Genomic DNA, 24965 nt, shown 5'->3' on the forward strand with positions numbered 1-24965 from the left:
GTCAAGAGTGCCGTACGGCGACCCTGCGGGCGTACGTTACTGATCGGTGCTACTGGATCGTTCGTACCCGATTCGGGGCGAGGTCACCAGTCTTCGTGCAACCGACTACCCGGGATTGCGCGTCAACCGATCTCCGCCGACCGCGCCTTGCTGTCAAGCCGGCCCCTGTGGCACGACGACCTCCGCTTCGGCCCTGCCGGTACCGTGGCGGCCGCCCGCGGGCCGGGGTCCACGTAGTACGTTCCGAGCATCTCGGCGGCGCCTTCCCGACGACCGCCAAGAAGCCGCTCGCATACGTCCGTTCGGTGGTCACCGGACGCCCGGGCGATGCTCGCCGCTCGCGGGACAATCGAGTCGAAGCGCTTCGACAAACTATGGACACCACCCCCATGTGAAGCTACTGTCGAGCAACCCTCACACCTCCGTTCCGCACATGCGCCGCGTCGAAGCGCTTCAGTCCCCTTGGAGAGCTGGATGGTCACCCTCGCCGAGGTCGCCCAGCACGCCGGAGTGTCGGCGAGCACGGTGAGCTACGTCCTCAGCGGCAAGCGGACCATCTCCGCGGCCACCCGGCAGCGGGTCGAGCAGAGCATCCGGGAACTCGGTTACCACCCCAACGCCGGGGCCCGGGCCCTCGCCAGCAGCAGGTCGAACATCATCGCGCTGATGGTCCCGCTGCGTACGGACATGTACGTGCCGGTGATGATGGAGATCGCCATCGCCGTGGCGACCACGGCGCGCATGCACGGGTACGACGTCCTGCTGCTCACCGGCGAGGAGGGCCCCGACGCGGTGCGCAGGGTCACCGGCAGCGGTCTGGCCGACGCGATGATCCTGATGGACGTGGAACTCGACGACGAGCGGCTGCCGCTCCTGCGCGGAACGGACCAGCCGTCGGTGCTCATCGGGCTGCCCACCAGCACCTCGGGGCTGACCTGTGTCGACCTGGACTTCGCGGCCACGGGCGCGCTGTGCGCCGAGCACCTGGCGATGCTGGGACACCGCGACATCGCCGTCATCGGCGAGGCACCGGCCGTCTACGAGCGGCACACGGGCTTCGCGGAGCGCACGCTCGACGGTCTGAGGTCCCGCTCCCGCGAGCTGGGGCTGCGGGTGCTGCATCGCCCCTGCGAGGGCGGGTACGACGCGATGGCCCTGACACTCGCCCGGATCTTCGACGAACGGCCCGCCACCACGGGGTTCGTGGTGCAGAACGAGTCCGCGGTCGAGCCCCTGCTCGCACTGCTGCGCCAGCAGGGCCGGGCCGTGCCCGAGGACGTCTCCGTGCTCGCCGTGTGCCCGGACCAGGTCGCCGTGCAGGCGTCGGTCCGGCTGACGTCGGTCGCCATCCCCGCACAGGAGATGGGCAGGCGAGCCGTCGAACTCCTCGTGGCGAAGCTGGACGGCCGCGGCACGGAGGAAGTGGTGCTGCTCGCCCCCGAGTTGACGGTCAGGGCGAGCACGGGCCCCGCGCCGGCCGCGCCCTGAGGGCTCCCCTCCGGCCGGCCGCACCCGCCCGAAACACCGACCGCCGGGGCCGGTCAGTCGCCGTGCGCGGCCCGGGAGCCGTCGCGCAGGGCGCGTGCCTGGCGTGCCAGGGCGAGGAGTTGACCGGTGGTGGACCAGAGGGCACTGTCCTCGACGGCCCGCCCGCTGCCGGCGTACTCGGTGCGGATCCGGACCAGGGCCCAGCCCTCGACCGGCGCCGCGTCCAGGGCGTCGGTGAAGTGAACGGTCAGTTCCGCGGTCGGCACCGGGCGAGGGACGGTCCACAGGGCGAACAAGCCGGGCGGCAGCGCATCGGCGAGGACGACCGGTGTGCCCGCGTCCAACGGCCTGCGGTCGGTGAAGCGCAGCCAGGCGAGGAGTTCGGCCCGTGGGCCCCCGCCGAGCGGCCGGGCGTCGTTCGCCGGTCGGATCTCCAGATGGGCGGCGAAGGCCGCCAGGTCGCACGGGAGGGTCAGCGGTGGACATGCGTCGGGGGCCGGCACGGGCGGCGCGGACAGATCGGAGTGGGCCGGACCTGGGCCTCCCCACCCGAACACGGCCGAGCCCGCCAGCACCGGGGCGCCGCCCTGTATCGCGGTGAGGGTGGACATCGATGTGCGACGGCCCTCGCGCAGGGTTCGGGCCGTGAGGCGGAGCGGGCGATCGTCCACGGGGGCCAGGAAGTGCGCACCCAGGGTACGGACGGGAGCCGCTTCGCCGGTCCGCCGGTCCAGCTCCTCGCGCATGGCGTCGAGGGCGAGGGCGGCCACGTACCCGCCTTGGGCACCGTCCCAGGACCGCCACGAGGGGGCGATGCGGACCGTTCCGCGCTCGGGGGTCCAGGGTGTTCACGGTGTCCGGGGCTCCATCAGACACGCTGCCCCCTCACTGAGTGAGTTTGCATTCCAAACCCACGAGAGGCGGCATGCCGGGACATTCCAACCGCTGTCGGCTCGATGTCGAACAACAGGCCGGTGCGTCGTCGGCTCCGCGGTTCGACGGGCGGGTGCGTCGCCGGCTCCATCGCTCACCCGGACGGGACACACGCCACCACCGGTGCGCGCCACCCCGCGGGCCGCTCCAACGCCCGCAAGCGCTGGGTGACCTGTGCGGCGGCTCCCCGCACCGCGACCACGAGCTGGGATTCGCGCCGGGTGAAACGGCGCAGGGGGGCGCTGATGCTGAGTGAGGCGACGACCTCCCCTTGGGGACCTCGTACGCCCGCCGCGACACATCCGACGTCCTGGACGGTCTCGCCGTGGTCGAAGGACAGTCCGGTGCGTCGGATGTCCCCCAACCTCCGCACCAGGGCGTCGATGTCGACCGGCACGCGCGTGACCGGTTCGCGCAGAGGCCGCGCACGCAGTTGCCGTTCCGTCGCCGCGGCCGGCCGGTCGGCGAGCAGCAGCCTGCCGGACGCGAAGCCATGGGCCTCGTAACGGGCCCCCACGCGCGGCCCCAGCACCGACAAGGGGTCGTCGCCCACGACCTTGTCGATGAACAGCACGCACCCACGCAGGAAGACGCCCAGACAGACGGTCTCCCCGAGTCGGCGGACGAAATCGTCCATGACGGGGTGCGCCGCGGGAATCAGGGCCGAGGACGAGCGGTGCACCTCTCCGAGCTCGAATGCACGCCACCCCAGTTCGTACCGGCCGCGACGCCGAACCTGCAGCAGTCCGATCTCCGTGAGTCCGGTCAGCAGCGAGTGAGCGGTGGACCGCGGAATACCCAGAGAGACAGCCACTTCGCTCACTCCCCACACCGGCGCGCCGACGGTGAAGAGATCCAGCAATTGACCGGCTTTCGTGAGCGTCGACATCACCGCACTCCTTCGTGTCAGGCAGCGATGGCCGGCCGACGCGCCGCATCGCGGTCGGCGAAACGGTGCGCAGCTTTCTCCCTCTGAGCATCTCACGCGCCCGCCGAGCAGCCGGAATGCCGCAGGGCCGCACTCCGGGGTCCGGATTCCGCATATCCGGATCCGCCAGGTGATCTCGCACGGGTCGTTCGGAAATACGGACGTGGGTCCACACGAGCGGGCCACCCGGCCGAGAGTTCATTCATCGCCTCGGAAAAGGGACCGACGCCATGGCGTCTCCCTCCCTGTTCGCCCGGGACCGGTCCGTCCGGGGTGACCGAATTCCTCTACCGGCCCCTGCCCCCGGACAGCGGCCCGGCACACGGCGTGGCCGGGCACGAAAGGTGAACACGATGGAGCGTCTGACGGTTTCCACCCGTCGCACGGACGACTGCCCGGTCGTCGAGATCACGGGTGAGCTGGACATCGCGACCGCCGGCCTGCTGGACGGCCACCTCCATGACGTCATCACGAGCCATGGTCCCGCCAGGATCGTCCTGGACCTGTCCGGGCTCACCTTCTGCGACGCCAGTGGCCTGCGGGTGCTGGTGCGCGCCCACCACGCCGCACGTCGGTGCCACGGCCGGCTGCACCTGGTGTGCCCGCGCGGGTTGACCAGGTATCTCCTGCGGATCACCCGTCTGTCCGAGACGATCCCTGCCCACCGGACCCTCTCGGACGCCCTCGCACCGGCGGGCGGCGCCGGACCGGGCCGACCCGATGGAAGAGGACCGGCCGGGGCCCGGCATCGCGCATGAGCGACGGGTCCCGTGCGGTCGGTGATCGGCCGGCCCGGCGAGGCCGACGGCCGTAAGTCCTCTGCCGGATCCGCCACGGCCCTCGGGACCGCGAGGAGTGCTCCTGTGCCGCGACGGGAGCGGCACTTCTTGGGCACTTGTCCTCCTTACGGTCGTGCCGTACGGGCCGCCAGGCACCGTACGGATGGTGTCCGGTCCGGCATCAGCCACGTACAGCGAAAGACAGACACAATGAGTAGCCCATCCGTCACCGTCCGCGGGAATTCTCGGCACGCGGTCGTCATCGGCGGGAGCATCGCAGGACTCCTTGCCGCACGTGTCCTCCACGACAGGTTCGACAAGATCACGATCGTTGACCGTGACACCCTGCCCGACGCAGCGGCGCCGCGACGGGGCGTGCCGCAGAGCCGGCAGCTGCACGGCCTGCTGGCGAGTGGTACGGCGGCATTGGAGGAGCTCCTTCCGGGAATCACGGAAGAACTGGTCGATGAGGGCGCACCGCGGGGCGACCTGCAGAAGGACGCTCTCTGGTATCTCGACGGGCATCTCATGCGTCAAGCCGAGTCCGGACTCATCGGTATAGCACCGACGCGTCCCTTGCTCGAGCACGTGATCCGCCGACGCGTCGCAGCGTCTCTTCCCGGCGTCACCGTCATGGACGCCTGTGAAGTGACAGGTCTTGTCATGGACCGGAGGGGCGATCGGGTGGCCGGTGTCCGCCTCTGTCGACCCGGCGTGAACGCACAGGAGTACGAGATGTCCGCCGATCTCGTCGTCGACGCGTCGGGACGTGGATCGCGGGCCGGTGTTTGGCTGTCGGAACTCGGCTTCCGCACGGCGCCGGAATCCATGATCCGGGTGGACATGGTCTATGTGCACCGGCACTTTCGCAGTGAACCGGGCCTGTTGGACGGAAAGCTGGCGGTGAGTTTCACCGCCTCCCCCGGTCAGCCCCGATCGGCGAATGTCCTGCGCCAGGAAGGTGGGCGCTTCTCCCTGGCGCTGACAGGCATGTTGGGCGAGGAGCCTCCGACGGATCCCGACGGGATGCTCGCGTTCGCCGAGTCCCTGGGTGCTCCCCAGATCGTCGAACTCATGAAGACCGCGGAGCCGTTGAGCGAGCCGGCGAAGATGCGCTATCCCCGGAGCGTTCGACGGCACTACGAGAAGGTGGGCCGACACCCGGAGGGGCTGGTCGTCCTCGGTGACGCACTGTGCAGTTTCAATCCTGTCTACGGGCAGGGCATGAGCGTGGCAGCGATGGAGGCCGTCCTGCTGGGCGCTCTGCTGCGCGATGGGGTCGAGAACCTCCCTCGGCGTTTCTACCGGTCGGCCGCAAAGCTCCTCGACACGCCTTGGGCGCTTTCGGCGGGTGGCGACCTGCGCTTCCCCGAAGTGGAAGGCAAGCGGACGCCCATGGACAAACTCATGAACCGGTACCTCGACCGCTACCGACGAGCCGCCACCGTCGACGCCGGACTCGGGCGGACTCTGCTCGGTGTGATCAACCTGCTCGAGCCCCCCACACGCCTGCTTTCACCGTCGGTCGTCCTGCGCACTCTGCGTACGAAGCCTGCCTCCGCCCGGTAGAGCGTGGAACCGACCCTCCTGTACGTCATGCGCATCGCGTCCGATCACCCCCGGCCGGACAGCAGTTCACCGCCTTCGACGGGAATCACACCGGTGGACGTACACGAACGGGGCGGCGCACTCCGACGGGTTGTCGGGGTGCGCCGCCCTCGGGCTGGACGGGGCGCGGGAGGTGACCCGCGTTGTCACGGCGGTTACTTCGGGTCGTCGTCGAACTTCGAGGTCGACCAGAAATAGCCGAGCACCGCGAGGCCCAGGCACCAGACGACGGCGAGCCATCCGTTGTTGCCGATGCCGCTGCCGAGCAGCAGGCCGCGCAGGGTCTCGATGGCGGGCGTGAACGGCTGGTACTCGGCGATCGGCTGGAACCAGCCCGGCATCGCGTCGATGGGGACGAACGCACTGGACAGCAACGGCAGCAGAATCAGAGGCATCGCGTTGTTGCCGGCGGCCTCGGCGTTCGGGCTGACCAGACCCATGCCGACCGCGATCCAGGTGAGCGCCGTGGCGAAGAGCACCAGCAGTCCGAACGCCGCGAGCCACTCCAGGACGGTGGCGTCGGTGGAGCGGAAGCCGATCGCCACGGCGAGTGCACCGACGAGGACCACGCTGATGATCGACTGGAGCACACTGCCGATGACGTGTCCGACGATCACGGAACCGCGGTGGATCGCCATCGTGCGGAAGCGGGCGATGATGCCCTCGGTCATGTCGTTGGAGACGGAGACCGCGGTCCCGACCACGGTGCTGCCGACGGTCATCAGCAGCAGGCCCGGGACGATGTAGGCGATGTACTCGGTGCGGTCGGGACCGCCGCCGCCGATCCCGGCACTCATCGTGTCGCCGAAGATGTAGACGAAGAGCAGCAGCAGCATGACCGGCGTGAGCAGCAGGTTCAGGGTGAGCGACGGGTAGCGCCGGGCATGCAGCAGGTTGCGCCGCAGCATCGTGGAGCAGTCGCGTACGGCGAGGGAGAGGGAGCTCATCGGACGGCCTCCTTGGGCTGGTCGGGGACGCCGGTGCCGCCGGTCAGGGCGAAGAAGACGTCGTCGAGGTCGGGTGTGTGCACGGTGAGTTCGTCGGCCTCGATGCCGGCGGAGTCCAGCCGGTCGAGGATGGAACGCAGCTCACTCTGGCTTCCTCCGCTGGGGAGTTGCAGTGCGAGCGCCTCGTCGTCCCGGGAGGCCTCACGCAGTGCGGTGGCGGCGCTCCGGTAGGCGGCCGGATCGGTGAAGCGGAGCCGGACGTGACCGCCGGGGACGAGCCGCTTCAGCTCCTCGGCGGTGCCCTCGGCGGCGATCTTGCCGTTGTTGAGCACGGCGATGCGGTCTGCCAACTCGTCGGCCTCCTCGAGGTACTGGGTGGTGAGGAAGACGGTGACGCCGTCGGAGACGAGTTCGCGGACGATCTGCCACATGTTGTGGCGTGAGCGCGGGTCGAGGCCGGTGGTCGGCTCGTCGAGGAAGATGATCCGCGGGTTGCCGACCAGGGTCATGGCGATGTCGAGGCGGCGCTTCATGCCGCCGGAGTAGGTGGAAGCAGGTTTCTTCGCGGCCTCGGTGAGGTCGAAGCGCTCCAGCAGCCGGGCGGTGACCTGCCGCCCCTCACGCTTGGAGAGGTGGTGCAGATCCGCCATGAGGAGCATGTTCTCCTCGCCGGTGATCAGGCTGTCGACGGCGGAGAACTGCCCGGTGACACCGATCGCGGCGCGTACGGCCTGCGGTTCGGTGGCCAGGTCGTGACCGGCGACGCGGATCCGGCCGCCGGCGGGGGCGGGGGAGATGAGGGTGGACAGGATCTTCACGGCCGTGGTCTTGCCCGCGCCGTTCGGGCCGAGCAAGCAGAAGATCGTTCCTTCCGGGACGGCGAGGTCGACGCCGTCGAGGACGGTCTTGTCCCCGTAGGACTTGCGCAGCCCCTCGGCGGCGATGGCCAGTTCGGTCATGGTGGGTGCTCCTTCAGAGGCTGCGGGCGGTGATGTCGCCGTAGGCGGTGGTCGCGTGGATGGTCAGGCCTGCGGTGCCCTCGGTGTTCTTGAGCGCGTTGTGGATCCGGCCGTGGCCGGTGCCGGCGTCCAGGGAGGCGGAGACTCCGTGAGCGGCACCCACCGACACCTCGCCGTACTCGGTGCGCAGCGTGACCGTGCCGCGCACGGCCTCGGTGATGTGGATGTCGCCCTTCTGCGTGCTAATCTCCGCGGCGCCGCCGAGCCGGCCGACCGCGACGTCTCCGGCGAGGACGGTGAGACGGACGCTCGCGGCCTCGTCGAGCTTGACCGCACCTTGCGCGCCCTCGAAGGCGACGTCACCGAGCCGCCCGACGCCCCGGAACTCGGCGCCGGCCGCCTTCGCCTCGACGTGGGAGCCGGCGGGCAGTTGGACGGTGACCTCGATGGATCCGGAGTCGCCGAGGATCCGGCTCTTCGCCGTCGATGCCTCGATCCGCAGGACGCCGTCGGCGTATTCGACCGTGGTCTGCTCCGCCGCCTTCACATCGCGGCCCTTCGAGGCGTCCACGGGCAGGACCTCGACCACGGTGTCGGCCCGGTCGGCGGCGATGAGCTGGATGCGTCCCGCAGGGATGTCGAGGACGGCCGAGACCGGGGCGGGGGTGTCGAACCTCTGCATCGTGCGCTCCTTCTTCTGCGTCGTGCGCTCCTCAGAGCGTCTTTCCTGATGACGGAAACGCTACGTTGCATTCAAGGATCCGGCAATAAACTTGTTGCGCCAAAACCCCATCGCTGCAGGCAGATTGACAAGAATCGTTGCACTGGTTGGAAATCTAATGCAACGCACTCAACCGCAGTCGTTGCAATGAATGGAGGTGAACGCTATGCCGGAGGCCCACGGGCCGTGCGGGGGACCGCGGTACCGGGAGAGCGGCTGACCCCGCAGGAAGGCCGGCAGTTCGCGCGAGGAGTGGCCGATGATCCCGCCTGCGCCGCGGAGCAGGACCGAGCGATGCGAAAGAGCCCTCGAAACGGCGCGCCGAGCGAGCCGGTCAGCGCGTCATTGCCGTAGCTCGCGATCGAGTCGGCCATGCGGCGGCATGACACCGTGCAAGGACAGCAACGCGTGCGCCTGCGCCGTTTCCGCTGTCTCGGTGTGCGGACCAGGAGCCGATGAGTCGCGCCGATTCAGCTTGGTGCGGAGCGCGTTGGCCCACGGCGGATCCAATTCGATCATGATGGCCAGGGATGCCTGCCAGCTCCTGCGAGCGGCCTCCGCGTCGCCCGCGACGGAATGGACGTCTCCGAGGCGGCTCAATGCGCAGCCCTCGTTGTAGAGCACGCGGCACGAACGGAACAATTCAATGGATCTCTGTTCGTAGCCCACGGCCAGGCCGTACTGGCCCAGGTGCGCATGGGCGAAGGCCAACGTGTCCAGGGTCCGGGCCACGTTCATCGGCTCTGTGCTCTCGTCGAAGCACTCGAGTGCCGACTGCGCGTGGAGTACGGCCTCCTCGCTCCTGTCCAGCAGCACCAAGAACCAGGCGATGGCGTAGAGGCACCGTCCCGCCATGATCGTCTCGCCGTGGGAGCGATAGAGGACAAGGGCCTGCTCCGCCTGGTCGACCGCCTCCTGCGGGCGGCCGCCCTTGGCCATCACCCAGGCGAGCGTGCGGTGCGCATGGGCCAGGTCAAGAGGGAGGTCGAGCTCGGCGTAGAGGTCCCGTGCGCGCTCCAGGTGGCGTTGCGCCTCCTCGTACCCGTGGAGGAGCGAGGTGACACGGCCCAGACGTCGATGCGCGTGCGCATGCGCACGGTGGTCCGCCAGTCTCTGTGCCGAGTCGAACGCCATCCGTTGCACTGACGCCCACTCGTGGAACAGGCCCGACAGCTCGTAGAAGCCGCCCAGTGCGTAGCCCAGCCGCCAAGCGTGTTCGTGCAGGCCCGCCTCGGCGGCTCGCCGGATCGCCTCGGTGAGGACGCCCCGCTCGGAGGAAAACCACCCCAGAGCGCTTTCGGCGTGCGGGAAGACGGTCGACTCGGACGTGGCCTCGGGGTCGACGACGGCAGCGGCAGCCCGTGCGAGGTGCAGGTAGTGATCCAGGACGCGTCTGAGGACCGCCTGTTGTTCCTGTTCGGACGTCTCGGCCTCCACCAATTCGAGGGCGTAGGCCTGGAGGAGGTCGTGGAGGGCGAACCGACCCGGCACATGTTCGATCACCAGGTGCGTCTGGCTGAGTTCGGCCAACGATCGGCCGGTGGCGGTGACCGTCCTGTCGGCCAGGGCCGCGGCAGCCGGCGCGGTGATGTCCGGACCGGGCCGCAGGGCGAGCAGCCGGAAGAGCCGCGCGGCAGCGGGTGACAGCTTCTGACAGGACCACGAGAAGACGTTGCGCATGTCGAGCGCCGAATCGGGTCCCACGAATCCGCTCAACGGGCCGGTCTCCCGCATGTGCTGGGCGACAGCCGCCATCGTGAAGCCGCGATGGGTGGCCAGCCGCGCGGCGACAATGGCCAGAGCCAACGGCAACCGGCCGCAGAGGGCGGTGATTTCACGCACCGCCTCCGGCTCGGCGGCCGTTCGGGCGGAGCCGACTCGATCGGCCAGCAGCGCCCGTGCTTCCGCCTCGTCCAGGACGCCCAGGTCCACGGGGCGGGCACCGTCGTTCGCCACCAGTCCCAGGAGCTTGTTGCGGCTGGTGACCAGGACGAGGCTGTCCGACGTGCCGGGGAGCAGCGGTCTGACCTGGTCGGAGTCCAGCGCGTTGTCCAGGACGACGAGCACACGCCGGCCGGCCAGAACACTGCGGTAGAGCGCGGTCTGGCCGTCCGGGTCCCGGGGCATGTGCTGCGGCATGACACCCAGTCCGCACAGGAAGCCCCGAAGGACGTCCTGCGGACTCAGCGGCGGCCGGGAGGGATCAAAGCCGCGCAGGTCGGCGTAGAGCTGCCCGTCCGGAAACCGGTCGGACAGCCGGTGCGCCAGATGGAGGGCAAGAGCGGTCTTGCCCACTCCGGCCATGCCACCGATCGCGCCGATGACCAACGTTCGGCCGGCACCGGGCACGGCGGCGGCGCCGTCCACCTCCGCGACCAACCGGGCGACTTCCGCCCGCCTGCCGGTGAACGGCTCGGGGGCCGGCGGCAACTGGGCCGGCGGTACGGAAACGGATGCGGGGGGCATGTGCAGCGGCAGGCCGGACAGCACCCTCCGATGGGCTTCCTTGACTTCTGCGCCGGGGTCGATGCCCAACTCGTCCGCGAGGACGGAACGCACCGACCGGTAGTTGTCCAGGGCCTCCGACTGCCGTCCCGCGGCGGCGAGACACAAGATGAGCCGGGCCTGCAGAGGTTCGTCCAGCGGATCCGACCGTACGGCGACCTGCAGTGGAGCAACGACCGCCTCGGGTGCGCCGGTCTGCAGGGCCGCGTCGGCGGCCTCTGCCAGTGCGGCGGCGTACTCGCGCTGCAACCCGGTGAACATCGGATGCTGGGCCGCTTGCGGGGTGATTCCTCGGACGACGGGAGCGGTCCACAGGGACAGTGCCTGCACCCACAGGTCGAGCGGCCCGGGAGAGGCGGTGGTGGCACGGGCCTGGTGCACCAGTGAGCGGAACTCCTGGAGATCCAGACAGCCCGGTTCCGTCCGCAGTCGATACCCTTCGGCGCTGGGCAGCAGCCACTGGCCCGTGGCCCGCCTCTTCAGGCCGGGTTCCAGAAGTCGGCGAAGTTCACCGATGTGTCGGTGAACGACGTTCGCGGCATTCTCCGGGGGCTGTTGCCCCCACAGCACATCGATGAATTCCGCAAGGGTCACCGGCGATCCGCTGCGAACGAGCAGTGCGGCAAGAACGCTACGTCGTTGCGGTGGTCCCAGGACGAGGTTCTCCCCTGCGCGTCGGCCTGCCAGTGAGCCGAGCAACGTCCACCGTACGGGTTTCTGAGGCAAATCCAACGTAAAATCGTCCGAACTTAGACCGTCTTCAACGGTCTATAGTAACGAATGACGAATATGCCGAACGGTCCGGTTATGTTACGGGCGCGTTCTGCAACTCCATCAAGAGAAACCGGCTGCAACGACCATGCGACAGGCCCTCGGACGCGAATCGACTGCCGGTGGGCTCGCGCTGCGAGCACTGCGTCGGTACCCGAATCGCATCGCGTTCGCATGGGACGGCGGTTCGCTGACGTATGCGGCCGCCCTCGATGTGATCGGCAGGATGCAGGCGGTCTTCGCCGGTCACGGTCTCCGGCCCGGACAGTGCATGGCCCTGCTTTCCGGAAACCGTGCGGAAGCCTGGTGCGCAGGGGTCGCCGCACAGGCCTTCGGCCTCACGGTCACCTGGTTGCATCCCTCTGCCCCGGCCGAAGACCACGCTCATCAAGTGCACGACGCCTGTGCGGACGTTCTGCTGGTCGACGTGCGCCGTTTCGCCGAGTGCGGTGGGGCACTGGCGGCACACCCCGGCGGGTTCCAGGCGGTGTTCACCCTGGGCCCTGCCGATTACGGCACCGATCTGATGCGGGAGGCGGAACACGTCGGTTCGTGCGCGGCCCGCGACGTGGCCACCCCGGAGGGGATCGCGTCCTTGTACTACACCGGCGGTACCACCGGCTTCGCCAAGGGGGTGGCGGCCGCACATCCGTGGCTGGCGACACTGACGGCCACTGTGCTCAACGACTTCGAACTGCCTCCATGCCCTCGGTACTTGGCCGTAGGGCCGATCAGCCACGTGACGGGCTCGAAGATCGTGCCGGCCCTCGTGCGCGGTGGCACGGTGCATCTTCTCGACGGCTTCTCTCCCACGGAAGTTCTCGCGGCGATCGAGCGGGAGCACATCAACGTGACCCTTCTGGCGCCGCCGATGATCTATGCGCTGCTCGACGATCCCGCCCTGGGCAATGCCGATCTGGCCTCGTTGGAGCTTCTCCTGTACGGCGCTTCGGCCATCACGCCCGAGCGTCTCGCCGAAGGGCTCGACCGCGTCGGGGGCGTCTTCTCCCAGTTCTACGGCCAGACCGAGTGCTATCCCATTTCGCTGCTCCGCCGTACCGAGCACGACCCGGAAAGACCGGAACTGCTGACGTCCGCCGGAAGGCCCGTCACGGCATCCACCGTCGCCATTCTGGACGACGAGGGCAATGAGGTGAGCACGGGCGACACAGGTGAGATCTGCGTGCGAAGCCCGCTGGCCATGAACGGCTATCACCGCAGGCCCGCACTCACGGAGGAGGTCTTTGCTCACGGGTGGCTCCACACCGGAGACATCGGCAGGGTCGACGATCGCGGATATGTCTTCATCGTCGACCGAAAGAAGGACATGATCATCAGAAACGGTGTCAACGTCTTCTCTCGGGGCGTCGAAATCGCCCTGTCCGAGCACCCGGCCGTCTCGCAGGCAGCGGTCTTCGGTACACCCGACGCCGTCACGGGTGAGGCGGTCAACGCGGCCGTCGTGCTGCACCGGGGGGCGTACGCGGACGCCGATGCCCTGACCCGGTACGTTCGCGAGCGCAGGGGACACCTGCAGGCACCCCAGCGCATCTACTTCGTGGACGAGGTCCCCATGACCAACCTGGGCAAGGCCGACAAGCGGGCACTTCGGGAATCACTCACAGCCCGGTGACGCACACCGTCGTGCGCAGTACGGGCCCGCGCTGCGGGCAACCCCAAGCGGTCGGCCGGTGCCGTGGAAGCACGTATCACGTGCCCCAGCCGCTCTCACCGTCGGACGAGCCGCCGTCTCTTCGGTGCACACCCCATCTGTACATGAGGGCATCCCGCTCGGGCGCGGATCGCCACCGGCGCCAGCAGAACCAGATCGCACAGCCCACTGCGCGAAGTGCGAAAAGTATCGACCGAACAAAAAACTCTGCCATTCATCCTGCCGGGGAATCTGTCGGCTTTCGTTCGAAGCCGACCGGGCGAAAATCGGTCTCGCGGTCGCGGATCGACAAAAGAGCCGGGCCCGTCCCGCCGAGCAGGGCCGGCCCTACCGGAATGATCACGGCACGAAGACCGTCCAGCTTTCCGCAAGTCCGAACCCCATCGCCCGGTACAGCGGAACACCGGGCGGGCTGGCGTGCAGGAAGGCCGTGCGGGCCCCGTTCTTGTACGCATCGCTCAGCACGGCCGCCGTTGCCGCTGTGCCGTAGCCGCGCCGACGGTGCCGGGGCGGAACCGCGATATTGAATACTCCCACCAGATCGTCCACCAGAACTCCGAAGGAAGTCGCCACCGGTACGCCTTCCGCTTCGGTGACATACGCCCGCATCGAGACGTGCTCCATCAGGGAACGGCTCGCGAAGACGGAAAAGATCTCTTCCGGACCCTCGTACCCGGCGGCCATGGTCGTCCGGTACAGCTCGCTCTCGTCGCTCATGACCCTTCGGACGTTCACACCGCCGGCCGGGAATTCGCGCAGGTCACCCTCGCCGAGATCCTTCAGCATGAAGGGCATCTCCATCCGCGTCCGAAGTCCGTGCCCCGACGCCGTGGCCACGATCCGTTCATCGACCTCTTCACCGCGTACCTGCACACTCCACGGCACGGACCGCAGATGCGGTGAGGCGGCGAAAGCTGTGATCTCTTCGGCATCGGCCTCGCGCGCAGTGCTGATGACACCGTTCAGGAATGGCACGGGAGCGGTGGTGACGAGCTCGGAAGTGCCGCTGACACCCCTTCGAACATGTCCGCCCGGTTGCGCCTCTGCGAACAGGAAAAGTGCGTTCATCCACGCCCTGGCGGCCATGTCGATAACGTCAGGAACGTTTTCAGAATTCGTCACACGGGCAGTTTAGCTGCTCAATATCACTCGGCTGCACCGAGGGCCATGACCCTCGGTATCGAGCGGTTTTCCGGAGCGGCGAAATCAACCGTGTGCGTACCCCGGCGGACACCTCATCACCTGCCTCGACGGAAGTACTCGAGCCGCGCCACCGGTCGGGCCCCCGGCGAGCCGGGTGCCCTCGCCGCTCGTCTCCCGGACGCCACCCCTTGGAGAAGCCGAGCGCGGCGCGGCATGGGCCAGTCAACGGGACGTTTGTCAACGAAGCGTTGATGCCACGTTGACGCACGGCCCGGAAATCGCCGCCGCCCATGCGGCACTTGTTGGGCACTTGGCCCGGATAGCCTCGTGTGCCGGAATTCCGACTCGACTACCGGCGCGTTCCCTGGCGGGTCCAGGAGCCGCCGTTTCAAGCCCCACAGAGACACAGATCATGTTGACGAGAGAACTCCGCTTCAGCCTGCTGGGACCCATGCAGGGTTGGCGAGGCGGAACAGAACTGGACCTGGGCTCCCCACAGCAGCAGGCCACGCTCGCCGTGCTCCTCCTCAAGGCGGGCGCACAGACATCCAAAGCGCAACTCATCGACGCGATTTGGGGTTCCAGTCCGCCTCGTGCCGCCGACGGCACGATCCGTACGTACCTGTCGAGACTGCGCCGGGTACTGCGTGGCGGCGAACCGGTCGGCCCGATCAGGACGGTGGCAGGCGGGTACATGATTCCCACAGCGGCCGTCGACCTCGACACCACCCGCTTCGCCGATCTTGTCCACCGGGTGCACAGCCGGAGGCCGGAGGATCCTGCGGACAACGCCGTTTGCCTGAGAGACGCGCTGGCTCTCTGGCGCGGCACCGCGCTGGCCGGTGTGCCGGGACCGTTCGCCGACGCGCAGCGCGATCGGCTGTCCCAACTGCATGTGGCGGCCGGGGAGGAGGTCGTCGCGGCCGATGTCCGCATGGGGCGCTACGCCTCGGCGCTGGCCGATCTGACCTTGCTGATCGCGGCAAACCCTTTGCGTGAACGCCTTCGTGAGCTGCAGATGCTCGCCCTCTATCGCTCCGGTCGGCAGGCGGACGCCCTCGATGCCTACGACCGGGTACGCAGGCATCTCGCTCGGGAACTGGGCATCGATCCCAGCCGTGAGTTGCAGCAGCTTCACCAGCGCATCCTCACGCGTGTTCCCTGTCTTTAGCGCCTGAGCGGGACCCCGACGGGAGCGCCGGCAGGGGTGGCCCCGCAACGCAGGCGCACACGGTGGAACATGGGACACGAAGGGCCCCCGGACTCGCCACTCGGACGAGCCAGGGGGCCCTTCGTGCTGAGCAGACGTCAGCCCTGCGAGGCCCTACGACGCCGCAGCACCATGTAACCGCCCGCGGCCACCAGCGCCGCCGCGACGCCCGACAGCAGGCCCACCGGGGCGCTGCTACCGGTCTCGGCCAGATCACCGCCGCCCTGCGCGGACGGGGAGGCTGCGGCCGAGGGAGCCGCTCCGCCCTCACTGGAGGAGGCATTCGGCGCGGCAGTCGTACCGGCCGAACCCGAAGACGAGGACGACGTCGACGAAGAGGGCGCCGACGAGGACACGGGGGCGGACGGTGCAGCAGCGCCGCCACCGCCCTCGGAGCCCTTGCAGTCGGTCCAGAACACCTTGTGCTTGGCGGCCCCCTTCTCGCCGTCGAAGTTCCAGAACAGCTTGTAGTGCCCGTCGGGCAGCGACAGGTCCGCCGTACGGCCGTGGCCCTGGTGATCCAGGGTGATGGCCCCGGACTTCACGGTCTCGCCCTTGGTGGCGGCGGTCGGCGCCCAGGCTTCGATGTGCCAGTCGACCTTCTGGACCGCGTCGAAACCGAAGGCGTCGAGGTAGAACGTGCAGACGTGCGGCTCGTTGCGGCGCAGCTCTTCGCCCGTCTTGGCGTCGTGGATCTTGACCGTCCCGTTGTCACCGGGAGGAGTGGCGTGCGCGGCCGGCGCGAGGAGCAGCACGGTCGAAACACCGGCGGTCAGCGCGCCGGCGCGGATGAGGTTACGCATGGGGCAGGTCCATCTTCGAGATACGAATGGGAAGATGTGGAGGGGGCGGCTCAGCGTGCAGCCCGACCTGACCGAAGGTCAAGCACGATCGCAAAACGAAATGGACTCGGCCGTCGGCGAGTAGGCCAACGGGCCCGGCAACGGCTCCACCGGCCGAAGCGGTCCTCGAAGTCCCACTGCCACGCGCCGCGCGGCTCAATTGCGCTGAGGCCCGTGACCACTTGGGAACCGTCCGCGTCGTCAACGGCCGGCCCGAGTCCCCTCACCGAGGCGCGACCGCGGCATCAACGCGCGCACAGCCTTCCGCACGCGGTCTGCGTCGGCCTCGCCACCGATGGCACCGATAGGACCGATCGACCTGTCGGTGGGGAACTCTTCCCATCCGGCAGCACTCCACGCCTCTTGGCCTCGGCGACCGCCGCCGTCCACCGGCCGTGGAAGTAGCGCGCATCATCCCGGCAGCATCCGGCACACCGGGGCCCGCGCCCTGCGCCGCAGGGGCGAGCAGTGCCCGGAACCGGACTCGAACCGGATCCGTACAGGCATCTGACCTGCGGCGACGCGAGGACCTCCGCGGATCTCTGCGGATTCCCACGGATCTTCCCCCCGCCCTGCCCCTGCCGTCGAGAACCGGGAACGTCTGCAGCCCGTTGATGAGAGTGCCGGGTGGTCACGAGCAGTCGAACCAGTGCCCGATGGGGCGGTCGGGACAGGTACGGCACTCGAAGACGTAGACGCCTCCGGCGTCGCCGAGGCACAGCCCGGCGGGGTTGTGAACGTCGTCCTTCCAGCGCCGACCGCCCGATGCGTTCTCGTCGGCTCGGTCCTCCTCGGGAAGCCACGTGCGCCAGGACTCACCGTCGAATTCCCAGCTGGACACGGTCAGGAGGTGCTCCATCCGGTTGCCGCAGCCTTCGCAGTCGGGCCACACCGGTTCCTGCGTCCAGCCCGGGTAGCCGCCGAGCTTGATCCCTGGGGCTTCCGCCAGGTGGTACGAGTACCGCAGGCCGGTTTCGGCGAGCAGTTCGTCGAAGCGGCCTTTGAGGGTGCCGTGAACCTCGTCGGGAAGGTCCCGGCTCGGGTACTCGGTCACCTGCTCGGGGTGCACGACACAGCGAGCCGGGTACCAGTCCTCAGGAAGTTCATCGGCCGGCGCCGGAGTGGGCAGCACGTCGCCGACGGCTCCTGAGTCCCGCCAGTGGACCTGGGGCAGGGGGTAGCAGAATTCGCCGTGCCCGTAGGGGCACCACAGGACCTGCAACAGGTCCGTGCCCTCGGGGAAGGGTACGGACGGCGCGTCGGCACGGCGAACCTGCACGACGGGAACCATCGGTACCGAGGACATGGGCTGGTCCGTGCCGTCCGGGTCGTAGTGCTCCTCCCTGCAAACCGGCCAGGGCTCCGCGGCAGGCCAGAGCAAGGGCCCTCCGACGGAACTGTCCTCGCAGGTCGGAGAACCGGGACGGGGGTGCAGGCGGACGGACTCACGGCGGAAGGGCAGCAACTCGGGAAAGAGGCTTTCCACATCGACCGGACGGCTGGGTGTGTGACGCGACATGTGCAGGACTCTAGAACGCGGATACGACAGCCGGCAGTTGGTGAGCCTGACCCCGAGCGCCGACGGCAGGCCTTATCGGCGGTTCCGAAGCAGATCGGTGCCATCCGTACAGGACTCATGGAAGACCAACGCTCCCGCGGGGGCAGTCGATGAGGCTCTTGAACCGGTGCCCGACCGTGCGGATGGGCGGCTGCTCACTGACGGTGGTGACCAGGCCCGCTCCCCATCGGCGCTCAGGCGTTCTTCGGGGGCGGCCAGGAGCTGCCGCACGTGGTCTTCGATGTCGGGCCGCATCTGCTCGGGGGTCCGGCGGTCGAAGAGATTGCCGAGACTGCGGCGCCGGCACGTATGGATGGGGACGTTGAGCCGCGAGGGCGTGGCTCGTCTCCCGGGTGGCGGGGGCGTGCCGGTGTTCGGGATCGGGCCGGCATTCCTGCCGATTGATGTCGGGCACGAGCCAGGTCCTGCCGCACAGGACCTGGCTGCAGGCCTCGAAGCCGACGACGAAGTACCCGCCCCACCCGGAGCGGCGGGTTGCACAGAGCCCGGTGGACGGGGCCAGGCCGCCACTGCCGCTCCTCGACGGGACCGTCGAGCGCCGGGGGCAGCGCGTTGAGAACGGCCTCGAGCTGCCCCAGCACGCCCGCCGGACGGGCAGCCCGCCCGGGCTAGGCGGGTGCCAGCTCGACCGCGGCCGACGAGGCACGCAGCATGGGATGCTCGCCCATGAATCCTTCCAGGACAGCGAAGCCTTCGGTCAACTGCAGGCTGTACGGCACGAGTGCCTCGATCGCCGCTTCTTCCACGTCCGGTAGTTGCTGTACGTGGCTGGCTGTGAGGCGGCCGGCGGCAAGCAAGTCTCCGCTGTGTGCCTTCACCAGACGCAGCGCGAACAGGGTGTGCAGGTGCCCTAGAACGGCCCGGACCTGCGGGTCGGACACCCGGCCCGCGGCGGCGAGGAGGGCCTGTGCAGCACGGCGGTGCACGTGCGCTTCCACCAGGTTCAGCGCGGGCGTGACGGTCCCGTTCCAGCGCGCGAGGGGATCTCCGCGGCGGCCGCCGCGGAGTCGGCTGCGGGCTCGGCTGTGCCAGACCCGTTCGACATCGGCCAGCAGGTCCTGGAGATGGGCGGGGTCGTCCAGAGTGCGGCCGCCCGGCGGCGACTCGGAGAACGGTGTCGGAGTGAATCCGCCCATGAGCATCTCGCCCGCGGCCTTCACCCAGATGACGCGGTTGTCGCCCTCTGCCGTGATCGTCCCCTCGTTCGCGGCCAGTTGGAAGGCGATGCCGTTCGAGAGCAGCAGGCCCTGTGCGCCACACCGTTCCCGGCACTCCGTCATCACCGAACGGGCTTGCCAGGTGATCCACGCCTTGGTCACCGCCGCCAGGCGCTCGGTCTCCTCCTGCTCGGCCCCCACCCCGTCTGTCCACTGCCTCACGACATCGCGGTGCAGCAGCGTCGCGGCATAGGTGGTGGCGACAGCCGCCAGGAGGGGGGCGTGGTGACTGCGGTGCTCGATCAGCGAGACCTTGCGCCCCGTCGTCATCCCTGAGGTGAGCCGCCGATGGGAGTGCCGCATCGCGACGGCCAGGGCGTGCCGGGTCACGCCGAGGCTGTAGGCGGTCATGCAGAGCTTGCCCGCATGGACCCGGCGCACGGACCGAAGGAACCGTTTGCGAGGGTTGCCCAGAGAGCTGGTGAACGTGCCGTCCCGCGACAGGCGGCCGTGCTCGCCCTGCAACAGCGCTTCGAACGGCAACCGCACCTGATGGAAGTACGTGGCGCAGTGGTCGACGGGAGCGCTCGCCGTCTGCGGGAGGGGCCGTACCTCCACGCCCGGACAGTGGCGGCCCGCACTGTCGGTCAGCGGGGTGAGGAAGAGGAATACGCCGTGGTCGACGTCGTCCACCACCAGGCGTGCCGCCACGACGGCGTTCTTGGCGCCACCGGTTGAGGAGGTGTTCGGCATCCATTTGCAGGCGCCGGGCGTCGGCGTGTGCAGGACAAAACCGCTCGTGTCACGATCGAACGTCGCGGTTGTCTCCAGCGACGCGGCGTCGTTGCCGTGGTCCAGTTCGGTGCAGAGGAACGTGCCGATGCGGTCCATGCGGGCGTACGAGGACAGATCCCGTCCATCGGTGTCATGGTCCACCAGGCTGCCGATGTGGAGGTTCCAGTGGATGCTCGCGATCGTTGCCATGCCGGCGTCCACGACGCCGGCCCACTCGTGCATCGCAGTGAGGGATTCTATGTCGGAGGCGAGTCCGATCGGGTCAGCCACAGATTCGTTGACCAGGCGCAGTCGCTCGTACGACAGCGCCGTTCGTTCATGCGGGCTCAGCCCCTCCTGGAAGCTGAACCGCGGATCGCTGAACAGGGACTTCCAGGGCTCGTGGATCTGCTCTGCATGAGGCCCGAAGAGGATACGGGCAAGGTCCGCCGATATACCCCGGTTCCGGGGAAGTTGAGTGGCAGTCACGGCTTGAAAGTAACGGAGTTGAGCGCTCCGCACAGCGTGATGATCAACACGATTGGCTGTTCGAGAAACGTGGAAGATACCCAAAGTCGCCGCGTACTGAGCATCGTCGCCGGGGACGTCGAGTGGACCTTGATCGTGCCTGGCGCCGGCCGTCGACCTCATCGAGCTGATGCCGGGCACGAGCCAGGTCCTGCCGGGCAGGACCTGGCTGCGGGCCTCGTAGCCGGTACGAAGTACCCGCCCCGGGGGGGGCGGGGACGACGTCGGTCATGGCGCACAGTGCTTCCCGGAGCGGGTCGGGTTGTCCTGTGGGGAGCTCATGCGGCGGAGAACCGGGATGACGGCGCGCCACCGATGCCAACCGCTGCGGTCATGTGGAACTCCTCCACGGAGCCGAGCGGCACCCCACCGACGGAACCTGCTCTTCCGCTCCTCTGGCCCTACGCTGCAGGCAGTTGTTCCCGTCGCACGGCGACCTCTACACGCGGAAGATGTCGAGGAAGGTGCTCCAGAATCCCTTTCTCGCCTTCTTGGCCTCGGAGTGCGGCGAGGGCGTCACGGGAGTGTGGGACGGGGCAGTCGTGGTCCGCGGGGTCTCTGCGGGGGTGTGGAGTGCGGCCACCCGGGTTCCGGGGGTCGGTGTGAAGCGGACCGGGAGCGTCGCCAGGGCCCGGTGGAAGGGGCCGGGTCGCCACTGGAGCTCCTCGACCGGGACATCGAGCGCCAGGTCGGGCAGCGCGTTGAGGACGGCCTCGATCGCGGTCAGGGATATCACCGTCGCCGGGGACTTCGCCGGGCAGGCGTGCGGCCCGGCGCCCCAGGCGAGGTGGGCCCCCTTGCTGAGGGACTCGCGGGCAGCGCCGAGTGCGGGGTCGTTGTTGGCGCCCCCGAAACTGATCATGAGAGGCGTGCCGGCCTCCACTCGGACGCCGCCTAGGTCGACGTCACGCAGGGGGTAGTGCGTGGCGTAGTTGGCGATGGGCGAGTTGTTCCACAGGACGTGGTCGATCGCCTCTTCGGGCAGCATGCCCGCACCTCGGCTCGATGAGCCGGACAGCAGCAGGAGCAGGGCGTTGCCGATCAGGTTCCGCTCGGGCTCCACGCCGGCGCCCATCATCATGACGAGCTGATCCTTCAGTTCCTCGTCGGTCAGACCGGCGGGGTGCTGGATGAGCCAGGAGGTGACATCGTCGCCGGGCTCGCGCCGCTTGAGAGCGATCAGCTCCATGAGGCAGGCGGTGATGTTCTCGCTGGCCTTCAGGGCGTCCCTGCCGTCGAACATCGCCGACATGGAGGTGGTGAGGCGATCGCCGATCCCGGCGGGGCAGCCGAAAAGACGGTTGAACAACAGCAGCGGCAGCAGCTTCGCGTAGTCGTTCAGGAGATCGGCACGGCCTCGCTCGCTGAACTGATCGATGAGGAACGCGGCGATGGGCTCGGCGTCCCGGCGAATCCGGCCGATGTTGAGTCGGTCGAGGCTGTCCGTCACGGCCTTGCGCAGCCGGAGATGGACGGCACCGTCGGTGAACATGGCGTTGGGCCGGAACGCCATCATCGGCACCACCGGACTGTCCGGCGCTATGCGGCCCTCCATGAGGGCCTTCCAGTGCCGGGCGTCCTTGCTGAAATCGGTCGTGTTCTGCAGCACGCTGCGCGCCGTCTGGTAATCGACGACAAGAGTGGCATCCACCCCGGGGGCGAGTTCGACCGGAGCCGCCGGCCCCTCGGCGCGCATCTTGTCGTAGGCGGCATGCGGATCGGCGGCGAACTCCGCCGTGTGCATCGGGCACCGCGCGGGGGCGCCCGGCGCGGCTGGTTGCTGACTGTCCATGGGATCGGATCCTTAGTGGGCCCGGCGTCTTTGCGGTCCGGGCGGGTGGGGGAGCTGGGGGCGGCCGGCGGATCAGGCCGTGCGCACAAGGAGATGCTTCACGAGCGTGATCAACGACCTTGCCGACGAGGCGCGGTCGCGAGCATCGCAGTACGAGACAGGGGTGTCGGGCAGCAGGTCGAGGGCCTCACGGATCTCGGCCTCCCCGAACTGCGCATCGGTGAAGGAGTTGACCGCGATGGAGTACTCCAGGCCGTACTTCTCGACCAGCTCGATCACCGGGAAGGAGTCCGCCAGCCGCGCGGGGTCGACCAGGATCAGCGCTCCCAGCGCCCCGCGGGCCATGTCCTCCCACAGCTGGACGAACCGCTGCTGACCGGGCGTCCCGAAGAGGTACAGCACTACTTCGTCGCCCAGAGTGAGCCGCCCGAAGTCCAATGCGACCGTGGTGGTCACCTTGTCCGGTGCACCCGCCAGGTCGTCCACGTGCGTGGAGGCCTGGGTCATCCGCTCCTCGGTGCGCAGCGGGGGGATCTCGGAGAGCGAGCCGATCAAGGTGGTCTTGCCCACGGCGAAGTGCCCCACCACAAGGATCTTTGCGGCTGTCGTCACCGAGCCTGAGACGTAGCTCGGCTCAGGCATAGAGTTTTTGGAGTCCATGCAGCACCTTCTCGATGACGAGTCTCGATTCTGTCTTCGCGGGCGGCGGCGCCGAGCGGCGCAGCAGGTGGCCTTGGTCCGCTAAGTCCGTCAGCAGCAGACGGGCGACACCGACCGGTAGGCCCAGGTGTGCGGCCACTTCCGCTACGGCCAGGTATCCCCCTGAGCACAGCTCCCAGATGGCGCGTACTTCCGGGCTGGCACCCAACGGCAGTTCTCGGTCGGGCGCCAGGGTGACGAGCATGTGCAGTGAGAGGTCGTCGGCGGAGGGCAGGCGCCGGCCGCCCGTGATGACGTAGGAGCGGACGAGTTCGCTGGAGACCGGAGCTTCCTCGCCGGGCGCGCTCATGCCTCAGCACCAGCGCTCTGACGCGGTTGGGTGCTCAGTGCCCGGCCCAGCGCGGCTACCTGCTGCTGCATGCGGATCGACATGACCTCCATGTCGACGTCCAAGGCCGCGGAGACTGCCATGTAGGCTCCGCTGCCTGCAGCGATCAGGAAGATCCAGCCGCCGTCGTACTCCAGCAGGGTCTGCTTCCAGACGCCCTTACCGCCTGCCACGAACCCGGCGACGGCGCGGCTGAGGGACTGCATCGAGCTCATCGCCGCGGCGTTGGTCTCGGCCTCGTCTCGGGGGATCTCGCTGGAGCGCTCCAGGAGCAGGCCGTCCGCGGAGACGAGGATCGCATGACGGGCACCACGGACGCTGATGACGTCGTCCAGCACCCAGGACAGGTCGGGCTTCACTGGTCTTGAGATCCTTCCGTGATGGTCGTGTCCCGCCCGCGGACGGTTCCGCGCGCGAAGGCAGTGAGGCGTGACGCGGTCACCTCACTGTGCTCCGGCACCGGCACCGGGTCCGGCTCGGCTGCCAGCGAGGGGACGGTCGGTACCGCTGCGACCGCGCGGCGGCGCTTGGGCAGACCGCCTGCTGTCGTCCCGACGATCGCCACCGGCGCCGTGACGGGGCCGCTGCGCGGCGACTCATCACTCGCAGTGGTGGGGCTGTTCTCGGCTTCAGGTGCGGGGACATCGTGGGTCAAGAGGCTCTCCGGAAGGAGGATGACCGCGCGGACGCCGCCGTACGGCGAGACGGAATCGACGGAGACTTTGAACCCGTACCGAGCAGCGAGCACACCTGCGACGGCGAAGCCGACGCGCGGCGGGCTGCCGAGGCTGGTGATCGACACAGTGCCTTGCGTGTTCAGCAGGGCGGAAGCGCGGTCCTTCTCCTCTGCGTTGATGCCCAGACCGGCGTCGTCGACGATCAGGCACACACCGGTCGGAACAGCCTGGATGTTGATCTCGACGGGCGTGCCGGGCGCCGAGTAGTTGGTCGCGTTGTCCAGGAGCTCGGCCAGAACGACTGCGACCGGCTCCACGGCGGTGCTTGCGATGGCCACGTTGACCTGGCTGTGGATCCTCACCCGGTCGAAGTGCTTGATGCGGCCCTGAGCGCTGCGTGCCACGTCCAGGACGGGGGCTGCACTCTCGCGCCGGCCGAGCCAGCCGCCGCACAGGGCTGCGATGCCCTGGGCCCGACGGCCGAACTGGCTGTTGGAGTGGTCGATCGTCATGAAGTCGGCGAGGATCTCGCTGTCGTTGCCGTACTTCACTCGGGCCAGATCGCTGATGACGCCCTGCTGCTCATCGGCGAGCACCTGCAGGCTGCGCATCCATGTACGGAGAGCGGCCTTCGTCTCCTCTTCGGCGTCGCTGCGGACCTGCGCCAGGACGCGATCGTGCTCGGTACGAACGGTGACGTTCTCGTTGTGGAGCCGATGGAGCTCCGCGTCGAGTCGGCTCTTGCTTGCGTGCAGTTCGGTGGTCTGCTGCCGCAGCGCCAGATTGGTTCTCCGGGCGAGCATCACTGCGAGAACCGCAGCGATCAGTACTCCTAGCAAGATCCACAGTAGTGGATCCCTCATCAATGAGGTCATCAGACTCTCTTCACGTCGCATCGCGGGGG

20 protein-coding genes are annotated in these 24965 nt (G+C 68.6%); 5 read left to right on the plus strand and 15 right to left on the minus strand.

Translation table 11 applies throughout. The features are described 5' to 3' along the window. The first annotated feature begins 474 nt into the window (after window positions 1-474). A complete protein-coding gene (locus ACSHXN_RS12625; RefSeq protein ID WP_355140775.1) occupies window positions 475-1488 on the plus strand; it encodes a LacI family DNA-binding transcriptional regulator in 1014 nt (337 codons plus the stop codon). 53 nt (window positions 1489-1541) lie between these two features. Here the strand turns inward: ACSHXN_RS12625 and ACSHXN_RS12630 are convergent, their stop codons facing one another. Further along, entirely contained in the window at window positions 1542-2303 is a 762-nt protein-coding gene (locus ACSHXN_RS12630; RefSeq protein WP_438306453.1) for an acyl-CoA thioesterase, read from the minus strand. Between the two features lie 212 nt (window positions 2304-2515). Next, entirely contained in the window at window positions 2516-3310 is a 795-nt protein-coding gene (locus ACSHXN_RS12635) for an IclR family transcriptional regulator (protein ID WP_355140776.1), read from the minus strand. Between the two features lie 392 nt (window positions 3311-3702). Between ACSHXN_RS12635 and ACSHXN_RS12640 the strand changes: the two genes are divergently transcribed. Then, complete coding sequence (locus tag ACSHXN_RS12640; protein WP_355140777.1) at window positions 3703-4107, plus strand: STAS domain-containing protein; 405 nt, start codon at window positions 3703-3705, stop codon at window positions 4105-4107. Between the two features lie 231 nt (window positions 4108-4338). Further along, window positions 4339-5697, plus strand: coding sequence for an NAD(P)/FAD-dependent oxidoreductase (locus ACSHXN_RS12645; RefSeq protein WP_438303120.1), 1359 nt, complete (start codon window positions 4339-4341; stop codon window positions 5695-5697). Between the two features lie 194 nt (window positions 5698-5891). Here the strand turns inward: ACSHXN_RS12645 and ACSHXN_RS12650 are convergent, their stop codons facing one another. The 4 genes from ACSHXN_RS12650 to ACSHXN_RS12665 form a co-directional block, all read right to left on the minus strand. Then, window positions 5892-6683, minus strand: coding sequence for an ABC transporter permease (locus tag ACSHXN_RS12650; RefSeq protein ID WP_355140779.1), 792 nt, complete (start codon window positions 6681-6683; stop codon window positions 5892-5894). Next, the gene (locus tag ACSHXN_RS12655) at window positions 6680-7642 is read right to left on the minus strand and encodes an ATP-binding cassette domain-containing protein (protein WP_383359006.1); all 963 of its coding nucleotides are present in this window, start codon (window positions 7640-7642) and stop codon (window positions 6680-6682) included. Before ACSHXN_RS12655 ends, ACSHXN_RS12650 begins: the two co-directional genes overlap by 4 nt. A gap of 13 nt (window positions 7643-7655) precedes the next feature. Further along, a complete protein-coding gene (locus ACSHXN_RS12660) occupies window positions 7656-8324 on the minus strand; it encodes a DUF4097 family beta strand repeat-containing protein (protein WP_355140781.1) in 669 nt (222 codons plus the stop codon). A gap of 381 nt (window positions 8325-8705) precedes the next feature. Then, window positions 8706-11600 (minus strand): AfsR/SARP family transcriptional regulator, encoded by a 2895-nt coding sequence (locus tag ACSHXN_RS12665; RefSeq protein ID WP_438303121.1) that lies wholly within the window; start codon window positions 11598-11600, stop codon window positions 8706-8708. A 127-nt stretch (window positions 11601-11727) separates the two neighbouring features. On the opposite strand from ACSHXN_RS12665, the gene ACSHXN_RS12670 reads away from it, so the two are divergent. Continuing rightward, window positions 11728-13272 carry an AMP-binding protein gene (locus ACSHXN_RS12670; protein WP_355140783.1) on the plus strand — a complete coding sequence of 515 codons (1545 nt, stop codon included), beginning with the start codon at window positions 11728-11730 and terminating at the stop codon, window positions 13270-13272. A 378-nt stretch (window positions 13273-13650) separates the two neighbouring features. On the opposite strand, the gene ACSHXN_RS12675 is transcribed toward ACSHXN_RS12670, so the two are convergent. Continuing rightward, window positions 13651-14433 (minus strand): GNAT family N-acetyltransferase, encoded by a 783-nt coding sequence (locus ACSHXN_RS12675; RefSeq protein ID WP_438303122.1) that lies wholly within the window; start codon window positions 14431-14433, stop codon window positions 13651-13653. Window positions 14434-14905: 472 nt separating this feature from the next. On the opposite strand from ACSHXN_RS12675, the gene ACSHXN_RS12680 reads away from it, so the two are divergent. Beyond that, window positions 14906-15625, plus strand: coding sequence for an AfsR/SARP family transcriptional regulator (locus ACSHXN_RS12680; RefSeq protein WP_438306454.1), 720 nt, complete (start codon window positions 14906-14908; stop codon window positions 15623-15625). A 137-nt stretch (window positions 15626-15762) separates the two neighbouring features. Here ACSHXN_RS12680 and ACSHXN_RS12685 read toward each other — a convergent pair whose 3' ends face one another. The 8 genes from ACSHXN_RS12685 to ACSHXN_RS12720 all read right to left on the minus strand — a co-directional run bounded on the left by ACSHXN_RS12685 (window position 15763) and on the right by ACSHXN_RS12720 (window position 24936). Beyond that, window positions 15763-16467, minus strand: coding sequence for an LPXTG cell wall anchor domain-containing protein (locus ACSHXN_RS12685; protein WP_355140786.1), 705 nt, complete (start codon window positions 16465-16467; stop codon window positions 15763-15765). A gap of 670 nt (window positions 16468-17137) precedes the next feature. Continuing rightward, a complete protein-coding gene (locus tag ACSHXN_RS12690; RefSeq protein WP_438303123.1) occupies window positions 17138-18025 on the minus strand; it encodes a DUF1963 domain-containing protein in 888 nt (295 codons plus the stop codon). Window positions 18026-18693: 668 nt separating this feature from the next. Continuing rightward, window positions 18694-20505, minus strand: a complete 1812-nt coding sequence (locus ACSHXN_RS12695) for an acyl-CoA dehydrogenase family protein (protein WP_355140788.1) — start codon at window positions 20503-20505, stop codon at window positions 18694-18696. Window positions 20506-20983: 478 nt separating this feature from the next. Then, complete coding sequence (locus ACSHXN_RS12700; protein ID WP_355140789.1) at window positions 20984-22336, minus strand: cytochrome P450; 1353 nt, start codon at window positions 22334-22336, stop codon at window positions 20984-20986. A 72-nt stretch (window positions 22337-22408) separates the two neighbouring features. Further along, window positions 22409-22996 carry a GTP-binding protein gene (locus ACSHXN_RS12705; protein ID WP_355804545.1) on the minus strand — a complete coding sequence of 196 codons (588 nt, stop codon included), beginning with the start codon at window positions 22994-22996 and terminating at the stop codon, window positions 22409-22411. Continuing rightward, window positions 22971-23345 (minus strand): DUF742 domain-containing protein, encoded by a 375-nt coding sequence (locus tag ACSHXN_RS12710; protein WP_355140791.1) that lies wholly within the window; start codon window positions 23343-23345, stop codon window positions 22971-22973. Before ACSHXN_RS12710 ends, ACSHXN_RS12705 begins: the two co-directional genes overlap by 26 nt. Beyond that, window positions 23342-23743 (minus strand): roadblock/LC7 domain-containing protein, encoded by a 402-nt coding sequence (locus ACSHXN_RS12715; RefSeq protein ID WP_355140792.1) that lies wholly within the window; start codon window positions 23741-23743, stop codon window positions 23342-23344. Before ACSHXN_RS12715 ends, ACSHXN_RS12710 begins: the two co-directional genes overlap by 4 nt. Further along, complete coding sequence (locus ACSHXN_RS12720; RefSeq protein WP_355140793.1) at window positions 23740-24936, minus strand: ATP-binding protein; 1197 nt, start codon at window positions 24934-24936, stop codon at window positions 23740-23742. Before ACSHXN_RS12720 ends, ACSHXN_RS12715 begins: the two co-directional genes overlap by 4 nt. Window positions 24937-24965 lie beyond the last annotated feature (29 nt).

This window comes from Streptomyces sp. HUAS TT11 (assembly GCF_051553595.1).
Taxonomy (GTDB): domain Bacteria; phylum Actinomycetota; class Actinomycetes; order Streptomycetales; family Streptomycetaceae; genus Streptomyces.